Source organism: Streptomyces sp. UNOC14_S4, assembly GCF_020740835.1.
Classification (GTDB): domain Bacteria; phylum Actinomycetota; class Actinomycetes; order Streptomycetales; family Streptomycetaceae; genus Streptomyces.
The window spans coordinates 1-10,488 of record NZ_JAINFC010000257.1 but is presented as its reverse complement, the minus strand read 5'-3'; the positions used below and the strand labels follow the sequence as shown (position 1 = coordinate 10,488).

The window sequence follows — 10,488 nt, the reverse complement described above, 5'->3', positions numbered from 1 at the left end:
TGGGCCGGTTACCCCGCTTCCATGGTCGGCGTGCCCGGCGCCGCGATATCCAACCTCAACCCGCCCACCCTGGCCGCCGTCACCTTCGGCCTCGCCCAGTGCGGCGCGGCCCTGCTGCTCACGGGCCCCCTGCGGCGCGTGCTCGCCCGGCCCGCCGCCTGGGCAGCGGTGGCCCTGGTCAACCTCTCCGCGATGACGGTCTTCCTCTGGCACCAGACCGCGATGATGACCGTCACCGCCGCCGGCCTGCTGCTGGGCGGCGACCTCCCCGGCCTGCACACCGCACCCGACGGCCCCGGCTGGGTGCTCGCCCGCCTGGCCTGGCTCCCGGTGTTCGCCGCGGTGCTGCTCGTGTGCGTGCGCGCGTTCCGCGCGTACGAACGGGGGCGCCGTCCTGGCGCCCTGTCCGGGGGCTTCGCCCCCGGGCCCCGCGCCTATCGGGGTGCCTCTTGCGCTCCGCGCGCGGCTGCGGGTCCGGTGGGGGCTGGTCGCGCAGTTCCCCGCGCCCCTTGCGGGGCGCGGGGACACCGCTGAGTAGAGTGGATCTTGCAATGAGGGGGAGCATGACAAAGCGGCTCGTGGGTGTCCTGAGGGGCCTGCGTGAGGACCTGTGGACACTGAGTGCCCCGCCCTCGGACCGGGAAGGGCCGGACCGACAGCCGCCGTCGGGCTGGGTGGTCTGGCGGCCCGCGGTCCTCCTGCCCGTGACGCTGTTCGCGGCGGCCATGTTCATCGGGAGCACGAACGTCCTCGTGAACTCCTACGAGGTCGTCGCCGGCCTGGCCCTTCCCTACGCGGGCGTCCAGTCGGCGGCGCTCGTCCTCGCGTTCTACCGCCCCGTTCCCGCCTGGTGGGCCACGACGCTCGTCATGGTGGCGACCGCGTGGATCCCCGCCCCCCTCCACGGCGCCCGGATGTTCCCCTGGACCGGCCCCGGGCTCACCCTCCAGGCCGCCGCGCTGTTCCTCGTGGCACTGCGCTGCCGCCCGCGGACGGCGGGCACGGCGCTGCTGGTCAGCGCGGTGCTGGGGCTGCTGTGCGGCCTGCCGCACGGGCCGGTGCGCAGCGGCACCCTCTTCGCCCTCGCGCTCCTCGCGGTGGTCACGGTGGTCGGTGTCGCGCTGCGCGGGCTGCACGCCGCCCGTACCCAGCTCGTCGTACAGGAGGAGCTCACCGCCGAGGAACGGGCCCGGCGCACCCTCCTGGAGGAGCGCAACCGCATCGCCCGCGAGCTGCACGACGTCGTCGCCCACCACATGTCCGTCATCTCCATCCAGGCGCAGGTCGCCCCGCACCTGGCCGAGAACCCCTCCGACGCGCTCAGGGAGAACCTCGCGGGCATCCGGCAGAACGCCGTCGAGGCCCTCACCGAACTGCGCCGTGTCCTCGGCGTGCTGCGCTCCGAGGACGCGGCGGCCGACGGTGTACGGCACGCCCCGCAGCCCACCCTCGACCGGCTCGGCGAACTGGTCGGCAACGTCCGCGGCGCCGGGCTCCGGGTCACCACCGCCACCGCGGGGGAGCGGCGCCCGCTGGCGCCGGGTGTCGAGCTGTCGGCGTTCCGCATCGTGCAGGAGGCACTCAGCAACGCGATGCGGCACGCGCCCGGGGCGGAGGTACGGGTCGAGCTCGCGTACCGCCCCGACAGCCTCACCGTCCGCGTCGTCAACACCCGGCCGGAACGGGCCGCCCCGCCCTCGCCGGGCGTCGGCCACGGCCTGCTCGGCATGGGCGAACGCGCCGCGATGCTCGGCGGCGAACTGGCCGCGGGGGCCACACCCGACGGGGGCTACGAGGTGACCGCCATACTTCCCACGAACCCAGCCGCCGCCGACCCCGCCGAGGACATCCGATGACTCCCATCCGCGTGCTGATAGCCGACGACCAGGTGATGGTCCGTCAGGGATTTACGGTTCTGCTCGACGCCGAACCCGGCATCGAGGTCGTCGGCCAGGCCGTGGACGGCCTCGACGCGGTCGCCAAGGTCGACGGACTCGCGCCCGACGTCGTCCTGATGGACATCCGCATGCCGGGCCTGGGCGGCATCGAGGCCACCCGCCGCATCGCCGAATCGGCCGGATCCTCCGTGAAGGTGCTCGTCCTGACCACCTTCGACCTCGACGAGTACGTCTACGAGGCGCTGCGCGCGGGCGCGTCGGGCTTCCTGCTCAAGGACGCCTCGGCGGCGGAACTCGCCCAGGCCGTACGGGTGGTGGCGGCCGGTGACGCGCTCCTCGCCCCGAACATCACCAAGCGCCTGATCACCGAGTTCTCCCGGATGTCCGGCCCCCGGCCCCCCTTGCGCGAACGCGTCCAGGGCCTGACGGAACGCGAGACGGAGGTGCTGTCCCTGGTGGCCCAGGGCCTCTCGAACGCGGAGATCGCGCACCGGTTGGTGGTGGCGGAACAGACCGTGAAGACCCACGTGAGCCGAATCCTGGTCAAACTCGGCCTCCGCGACCGCACACAGGCCACGGTCTTCGCCTACGAGTCGGGCATCGTCCGCCCGTCGGCGTACTGACGCCTCGACTGTGCCCCGGTGCGCCTACCGGGGTGCCTCTTGCGCATGACGCGCGGCCGCAGGTCGCGTCGTGGCTGATCGCGCAGTTCCCCGCGCCCCTAAAGGGGCGCGCCCCCCCCGCCGACCGTGATCCGGGGCGAAGCCCCGGTATCAGGGGCGCGGGGAACTGCGCGACAAGCCCCCACTGCCCGCAGCCGCCGAACGACATGGTGCACCGAGCTCGTGGGCGGGCAGCGCAAAGGAACGGCCCCGGCCGACGCAAAGGTCGACCGGGGCCGTGGCCGGGGCCCGGGGCGGAGCCCCGGTGTCACCTCACGCCACTCAGGCGAGAAGCTCCAGCGCCGCGTTGAACGTGGCGCTGGGCCGCATGACGGCCGCGGCCTTGACGACATCCGGCTGGTAGTAGCCGCCGATGTCCGCGGGCCGACCCTGAACCGCGACCAGCTCGTCGACGATCGTCGACTCCTGCTCCGTCAGCGCCTTCGCCAGCGGACCGAACGCCTTCGCCAGCTCGGCGTCGTCGGTCTGCTTCGCCAGCTCCTGGGCCCAGTACATGGCCAGGTAGAAGTGGCTGCCGCGGTTGTCGATGCCGCCGACGCGGCGGGTCGGCGACTTGTCCTCGTTGAGGAAGGTCGCCGTCGCGCGGTCGAGGGTGTCCGCGAGGACCTGGGCGCGGGCGTTGCCCGTGGTCTGCGCGAGGTGCTCGAAGCTGGCGGCCAGGGCGAAGAACTCGCCGAGGCTGTCCCAGCGCAGGTAGTTCTCCTTGACCAGCTGCTGGACGTGCTTCGGGGCCGAGCCGCCGGCGCCCGTCTCGAAGAGGCCGCCGCCGTTCATCAGCGGGACGACCGACAGCATCTTGGCGCTCGTGCCGAGCTCCAGGATCGGGAACAGGTCGGTCAGGTAGTCACGCAGCACGTTGCCGGTGACGGAGATGGTGTCGAGGCCCTTGCGGATGCGCTCGACGGAGAGCTTGGTGGCCTCCTCCGGGGCGAGGATGCGGATGTCCAGGCCCTCGGTGTCGAACTCCGGCAGGTACGCCTCGACCTTCTTGATGAGCTGCGCGTCGTGGGCGCGGGTCTCGTCGAGCCAGAAGACGGCCGGGTCGCCGGTGGCGCGGGCGCGGGTGACGGCGAGCTTCACCCAGTCCTTGATCGGGGCGTCCTTGGCCTGGCAGGCGCGGAAGATGTCGCCCTCGGCGACCTCCTGCTCCAGGACGACGGTGCCCTGGGCGTCGACGAGGCGGACGGTACCGGCCGCGGCGATCTCGAAGGTCTTGTCGTGGGAGCCGTACTCCTCGGCCTTCTGTGCCATCAGGCCGACGTTCGGGACGGAGCCCATGGTCCGCGGGTCGAAGGCGCCGTTGGCGCGGCAGTCCTCGATGACGGCCTGGTAGACGCCCGCGTAGGAGCTGTCCGGCAGGACGGCGAGGGTGTCGGCCTCCTGGCCGTCCTTGTCCCACATGTGACCCGAGGTACGGATCATGGCGGGCATCGAGGCGTCGACGATGACGTCGGACGGCACGTGCAGGTTGGTGATGCCGCGGTCGGAGTCGACCATGGCCAGGTCCGGGCCCTCGGCGAGCTCGGCCTCGAAGGACGCCTTGATCTCGTCGCCCTCGGGCAGGGCGGCCAGGCCGTTCAGGATGGTGCCGAGGCCGTCGTTCGGGGAGAGACCGGCGGCGGCGAGCTTCTCGCCGTACTGCGCGAAGGTCTTCGGGAAGAAGGCGCGCACCGCGTGGCCGAAGATGATCGGGTCGGAGACCTTCATCATCGTGGCCTTCAGGTGCACGGAGAGCAGCACGCCCTCCGCCTTGGCGCGGGCGACCTGCGCCGCGAGGAACTCGCGCAGCGCGGCGACGCGCATGACGGACGCGTCCACGACCTCGCCCGCGAGGACCGGCACGGACTCGCGCAGGACGGTGGTGGTGCCGTCCTGGGCGACGTGCTCGATGCGCAGGGTGCCGTCCTCGGCGATGACCGTCGACTTCTCGGTGGAGCGGAAGTCGTCCTCGCTCATGGTGGCGACGTTCGTCCTGGAGTCGGCCGACCAGGCGCCCATGCGGTGCGGGTGCGTCTTGGCGTAGTTCTTGACCGACGCGGGGGCGCGGCGGTCGGAGTTGCCCTCGCGCAGGACCGGGTTGACGGCGCTGCCCTTGATCTTGTCGTAACGGGCGCGGACGTCGCGCTCCTCGTCGGTCTTCGGGTCGTCCGGGTAGTCCGGCAGCGCGTAGCCCTGCTGCTGGAGCTCGGCGATGGCCGCCTTCAGCTGCGGGATCGAGGCGGAGACGTTGGGCAGCTTGATGATGTTGGCGCCCGGCGTCCTGGCCAGCTCGCCCAGCTCGGCGAGCGCGTCGGCGATGCGCTGCCCCTCCTCCAGGCGCTCCGGGAAGTGGGCGATGATGCGCCCCGCCAGGGAGATGTCACGGGTCTCCACACGGACCCCGGCCGTCGAGGCGTACGCCTGGACCACGGGCAGGAACGAGTGCGTCGCGAGGGCGGGGGCCTCGTCAGTGTGGGTGTAGATGATGGTCGAGTCAGTCACCGGGTGCTCCGCTCCACTTCTGCAACATTGCTCGACATCAAGATATCTCGTGCTGCGCACCCAATCGACAGCGGTCCGCCCCATAGGGGCGCGGGGAACTGCGCGACCAGCCACACACAACTTGCACTCGCCGGACATCGGACGCTGGCAGACGCCAAGGCGCCCCAAAGATCACGGCAAAGCAAGCGCAGCGCCATTGCATAAAAGTTCATCACTTCGTATAGTCATGCCATCGAGACCAGGAGGGGCCCCGATGGCGATCCGTGTGGCAGTGGCAGGCGCGAGTGGTTACGCAGGCGGCGAAGTGCTGCGCCTGCTGCTGGCCCACCCCGACGTGGAGATCGGGGCGGTCACCGCGCACTCCAACGCCGGGCAGCGGCTCGGCGCGGCGCAGCCGCATCTCATACCGCTCGCCGACCGTGTGCTGGAGGAGACCCGCGCCGAGACGCTCGCCGGGCACGACGCCGTTTTCCTCGCGCTGCCCCACGGGCAGTCCGCCGCCGTCGCCGAGCAGCTCGGGGACGGGACGCTGATCGTCGACTGCGGCGCCGACTTCCGGCTGAAGGACGCGGGGGAGTGGGAGCGGTTCTACGGCTCCCCGCACGCCGGGACCTGGCCGTACGGCCTGCCCGAGCTGCCCGGCGCCCGGGAGGCGCTGCGCGGCAGCAAGCGGATAGCCGTCCCCGGCTGCTATCCGACGGCCGTCTCGCTCGCCCTCTTCCCCGCCTACGCCGCCGGGCTCGCCGAGCCCGAGGCCGTCGTCGTCGCCGCGTCCGGCACCTCCGGCGCGGGCAAGGCGCCCAAGCCGCACCTGCTGGGCAGCGAGGTCATGGGCGCCATGAGCCCGTACGGCGTCGGCGGCGGCCACCGGCACACCCCCGAGATGGCGCAGAACCTCTCCGCCGCCGCGGGCGAACCCGTCACCGTCTCCTTCACCCCGACCCTGGCCCCCATGCCCCGCGGCATCCTCGCCACGTGCAGTGCCAAGGCCCGGCCCGGCGTCACGGACGGCGGCCTGCGCGCCGCCTACGAGAAGGCGTTCCGCGACGAGCCCTTCGTCCACCTCCTGCCCGAGGGGCAGTGGCCCTCCACCGCCGCCGTCCAGGGCTCGAACGCCGCGCTGATCCAGGTCGCGTACGACCCCGCCGCGCGCCGCGTCATCGCGATCGCCGCCATCGACAACCTCACCAAGGGCACCGCGGGCGGCGCCGTACAGAGCATGAACATCGCCCTCGGGCTCCCCGAGACCCGGGGACTGACCACCACCGGGGTCGCGCCATGAGCGGCTGGGGAACGGCCGCGTACGTCCGCCGTGCCCTGGCCGCCCTCCTCACCAGGGCGGCGCCCTGCGACCGCGCGCCCGGAACCGCCGACCACGACAACGTCAGCAGCAGTCGCCCGCGCAACGGGGCGGAGAAGGAGAAGACAGCGTGAGCGTGACCGCAGCAAAGGGATTCACGGCGGCGGGTGTCGCCGCCGGGATCAAGGAGAGCGGCGGCGCCGACCTCGCCCTCGTCGTCAACACCGGCCCCCGGCTCGCCGCCGCGGGAGTCTTCACCGCCAACCGCGTCAAGGCCGCCCCCGTCCTGTGGTCCGAGCAGGTCCTGGGGGGCGGGCAGGTCGCGGCCGTCGTCCTCAACTCCGGCGGCGCCAACGCCTGCACCGGCCCCGAGGGCTTCCAGGACACCCACGCCACCGCCGAGAAGGCCGCCGCGACCCTGGGTGTCGACGCCGCCGAGGTCGCGATCGCCTCCACCGGCCTCATCGGCGTCCGGCTGCCCATGGACAGGCTCCTGCCCGGCATCGACAAGGCCGCCGCCGAGCTCTCCGCGCACGGCGGCGAGAAGGCCGCCATCGCCATCAAGACCACCGACACCGTCCACAAGACCGCCGTCGCCCAGGGCGCGGGATGGACCGTCGGCGGCATGGCCAAGGGCGCGGGCATGCTCGCCCCCGGCCTCGCCACCATGCTCGCCGTCCTCACCACCGACGCCGACGTCGACGCGGCCGCCCTCGACGCGGCCCTGCGCGGCGCCACCCGCACCACCTTCGACCGCGTCGACTCCGACGGCTGCATGTCCACCAACGACACCGTGCTGCTGCTCGCCTCCGGTGCCTCCGGTGTCACCCCCGCCCCCGAGGACTTCGCCGAGGCCGTGCGCGCCGTCTGCGCCGACCTCGCCCGCCAGCTCGTCGGCGACGCCGAGGGCGCCTCCAAGGACATCCGGATCGAGGTGATCGGCGCCGCCACCGAGAGCGACGCCGTCGAGGTCGGCCGCACCATCGCCCGCAACAACCTCCTCAAGTGCGCCCTCCACGGTGAGGACCCCAACTGGGGCCGGGTGCTCTCCGCCATCGGCACCACCGACGCCGCCTTCGACCCCGACAAGCTGAACGTCGCCATCAACGACGTCTGGGTCTGCCGCAACGGCTCGGTCGGCGAGGACCGCGACCTCGTCGACATGCGGTACCGCGAGATCCGCATCACCGCCGACCTGTCCGCGGGCGACGAGACCGCGGTCATCTGGACCAACGACCTCACCGCCGACTACGTCCACGAGAACAGCGCGTACTCCTCATGACGACGACCGAGACCGCCGGAACCACCCGTCGGCACACCGCCCTGCCCAAGGCCCGCACCCTCGTCGAGGCGCTGCCGTGGCTGACCAGGCACCACGGCAAGACCGTCGTCATCAAGTTCGGCGGCAACGCCATGGTCGACGACGAGCTCAAGTCCGCCTTCGCCCAGGACGTCGTCTTCCTCCGGCACGCGGGCCTCAAGCCCGTCGTCGTGCACGGCGGCGGCCCCCAGATCAGCGCCCAGCTCGACCGCATGGGTCTGGAGTCGGAGTTCCGCGCGGGGCTGCGGGTCACCACGCCCGAGGCCATGGACGTCGTACGGATGGTGCTCGCCGGCCAGGTACAGCGCGAGCTGGTCGGGCTGCTCAACCGGCACGGCCCCCTCGCCGTCGGCATGACCGGCGAGGACGCCCGCACCATGACCGCCACCAAGCACTACGCGCGGATCGACGGCGAACGCGTGGACCTCGGCAGGGTCGGCGAGATCACCGACGTCGACACCGGCGCCGTACAGGCCCTGCTCGACGACGGCCGCATCCCGGTCGTCTCCTCCATCGCCCGCAGCGCCGACGACGGCCACGTCTACAACGTCAACGCGGACACCGCCGCCGCGGCCCTGGCCGCCGCGCTGGGCGCCGAGACGCTGATGGTCCTCACCGACGTCGAGGGCCTCTACGAGGACTGGCCGCACAGCGACGAGGTCATCAGCAGGCTGACGGCGAGTGAGCTGGAGGCCCTGCTGCCCGAGCTGGCGAGCGGCATGGTCCCCAAGATGCAGGGCTGTCTGCACGCCGTACGCAACGGCGTCACCACCGCCAGAGTGATAGACGGCCGGGTCCAGCACTCGATCCTGCTGGAGATCTTCACGGACGAGGGCATCGGCACCATGGTCGTGCCGGACCCGGTCACCCACGGAGGGGCGGCATGACCAACGCGGAGCTCACCCGGCGCTGGCAGGGCGCCCTGATGGACAACTACGGCACGCCCCGCGTCCCGCTCGTCCGCGGCGCGGGCAGCACGGTCTGGGACGCCGACGGCAAGCCCTACCTCGACCTCGTGGGCGGCATCGCCGTCAACGCGCTCGGGCACGCGCACCCCGCGGTCGTCCGGGCCGTGACCGAGCAGATCGGCACGCTCGGGCACGTCTCCAACCTCTTCACCGCCGAGCCCACCGTCGCCCTCGCCGAACGCCTCCTGAAGCTCGCCGGGCGCCCCGGCCGCGTCTACTTCGGCAACTCCGGCGCCGAGGCCGTCGAGGCCGCCTTCAAGATCGGACGGCGTACGGGGCGTACGCACATGGTCGCCGCCACGGGCGGTTTCCACGGCCGCACCATGGGAGCCCTCGCGCTGACCGGCCAACCCGCCAAGCAGGAGCCCTTCCTGCCGCTGCCCGGCGATGTGACGCATGTTCCGTACGGGGACACCGAGGCCCTGCGGGCGGCCGTCACCACCGACACGGCGCTCGTGGTGCTGGAGCCGGTCCAGGGCGAGAACGGCGTCGTCGTCCCGCCGCCGGGCTATCTCGCCGCGGCCCGGGAGATCACCCGGGCCACCGGCACCCTCCTCGTCCTGGACGAGATCCAGACAGGAATCGGCCGCACCGGACACTGGTTCGAGCACCAGGCGCAGGGCGTCGAACCCGACGTGGTCACCCTCGCCAAGGGCCTCGGCGGCGGCCTGCCCATCGGCGCGACCCTCGCCTTCGGGCCCGCCGCCGACCTGCTGACACCCGGTCAGCACGGCTCGACCTTCGGCGGCAACCCGGTCGCGTGCGCCGCGGCCCTGGCGGTGCTGGACACCCTGGACGGCGACGGCGCCCTCGACAGCGTCAAGCGCACCGGGCACGTGCTCCGTGACGGGATCGCGGCTCTCGGGCACCCACTGGTCGACCACGTCCGTGGGGCCGGCCTGCTGCTGGGTATTGTCCTTTCCGAACCCCTTGCACCGAAGGTGCAGCAAGCAGCACAGGACGCCGGTGTCCTGGTGAACGCGGTCGCGCCCGACGTGGTGCGGCTGGCCCCACCGCTGATCATCACGGAAGATGAGGTGGAGACGTTCCTCCGGGCCCTGCCCGGGGTCCTGGACACGGCGGCCGGGAGCGCGGTCGCCTGATGGCGGAGGCGCGTGTGCGGCCGGCCGACGGGGCCATGGAACGACGAAGCGGAGACTGACGAGCGATGACCGAGGCGCAGGAGCGGGAGCCGTTGCACGGCGGACAGGCCGTACCGCAGACCCGGACCGCCCGCCACCGCAGGATCGTGGACATCCTCGGGCGGCAGGCGGTGCGGTCGCAGAGCCAGCTCGCCAAGCTGCTCTCCGACGACGGGCTCTCCGTCACCCAGGCGACCCTCTCCCGGGACCTCGACGAGCTGGGTGCCGTCAAGATCCGCAACACCGGGGGCGAGCTCATCTACGCGGTCCCGTCGGAGGGCGGCGACCGCACGCCCCGGGCCCCGCTGGGCGAGTCCGCCACGGAGGCCCGCATGGCGCGCCTCGCCGGCGAACTCCTGATCTCGGCGGAGGCCTCCGCCAACCTCGTGGTCCTGCGCACCCCGCCGGGCGCCGCGCAGTTCTTCGCCTCGGCGATCGACCAGGCGGGCGTCCACGAGATCATCGGCACGATCGCGGGGGACGACACGGTGATGCTCATCAGTCGCGACCCGAAGGGCGGGCAGGAGCTGGCGGACCATCTGCTGAGACTGGCGCAGAAGGAACGCTGAGCGTCTCTAGAACTCTGTGTGTGCCTGTGGTTTCCAGGCTTTTCGGGCGCGGCGTGGCCGTCTGCGGTTGTCGTCCGGTGGTCCGAACCTCGGAGTGAGGGGGTGGACTTCGGTGGCGTGCAGGTG

9 protein-coding genes and 1 pseudogene are annotated in these 10,488 nt (G+C 72.4%); 9 read left to right on the top strand and 1 reads right to left on the bottom strand.

Features of this window, described 5'->3' with window-relative positions:
* The 3 genes and pseudogenes from K6I34_RS22175 to K6I34_RS22165 all read left to right on the top strand — a co-directional run.
* Positions 1-534, top strand: a pseudogene (locus K6I34_RS22175) (acyltransferase); the annotation flags it as partial.
* 29 nt (positions 535-563) lie between these two features.
* Positions 564-1,856, top strand: a complete 1,293-nt coding sequence (locus K6I34_RS22170; RefSeq protein WP_374230988.1) for a sensor histidine kinase — start codon at positions 564-566, stop codon at positions 1,854-1,856.
* Positions 1,853-2,521 carry a response regulator transcription factor gene (locus K6I34_RS22165; protein WP_229328077.1) on the top strand — a complete coding sequence of 223 codons (669 nt, stop codon included), beginning with the start codon at positions 1,853-1,855 and terminating at the stop codon, positions 2,519-2,521. Before K6I34_RS22170 ends, K6I34_RS22165 begins: the two co-directional genes overlap by 4 nt.
* A 321-nt stretch (positions 2,522-2,842) precedes the next feature.
* On the opposite strand, the gene K6I34_RS22160 is transcribed toward K6I34_RS22165, so the two are convergent.
* On the bottom strand, positions 2,843-5,062 hold the full coding sequence (locus K6I34_RS22160) for an NADP-dependent isocitrate dehydrogenase (protein ID WP_229328076.1): 2,220 nt from the start codon (positions 5,060-5,062) through the stop codon (positions 2,843-2,845).
* 253 nt (positions 5,063-5,315) lie between these two features.
* On the opposite strand from K6I34_RS22160, the gene argC reads away from it, so the two are divergent.
* The 6 genes from argC (at position 5,316) to K6I34_RS22130 (ending at position 10,362) form a co-directional block, all read left to right on the top strand.
* A complete protein-coding gene (argC, locus tag K6I34_RS22155; RefSeq protein ID WP_229328075.1) occupies positions 5,316-6,344 on the top strand; it encodes an N-acetyl-gamma-glutamyl-phosphate reductase in 1,029 nt (342 codons plus the stop codon).
* Entirely contained in the window at positions 6,341-6,496 is a 156-nt protein-coding gene (locus tag K6I34_RS22150) for a hypothetical protein (protein ID WP_229328074.1), read from the top strand. Before argC ends, K6I34_RS22150 begins: the two co-directional genes overlap by 4 nt.
* On the top strand, positions 6,493-7,644 hold the full coding sequence (gene argJ, locus K6I34_RS22145) for a bifunctional glutamate N-acetyltransferase/amino-acid acetyltransferase ArgJ (protein ID WP_229328073.1): 1,152 nt from the start codon (positions 6,493-6,495) through the stop codon (positions 7,642-7,644). Before K6I34_RS22150 ends, argJ begins: the two co-directional genes overlap by 4 nt.
* Positions 7,641-8,570, top strand: coding sequence for an acetylglutamate kinase (gene argB / locus K6I34_RS22140; protein ID WP_229328072.1), 930 nt, complete (start codon positions 7,641-7,643; stop codon positions 8,568-8,570). Before argJ ends, argB begins: the two co-directional genes overlap by 4 nt.
* On the top strand, positions 8,567-9,754 hold the full coding sequence (locus tag K6I34_RS22135) for an acetylornithine transaminase (protein ID WP_229328071.1): 1,188 nt from the start codon (positions 8,567-8,569) through the stop codon (positions 9,752-9,754). Before argB ends, K6I34_RS22135 begins: the two co-directional genes overlap by 4 nt.
* A 65-nt stretch (positions 9,755-9,819) precedes the next feature.
* Entirely contained in the window at positions 9,820-10,362 is a 543-nt protein-coding gene (locus K6I34_RS22130; RefSeq protein WP_121801919.1) for an arginine repressor, read from the top strand.
* Positions 10,363-10,488: the final 126 nt, after the last annotated feature.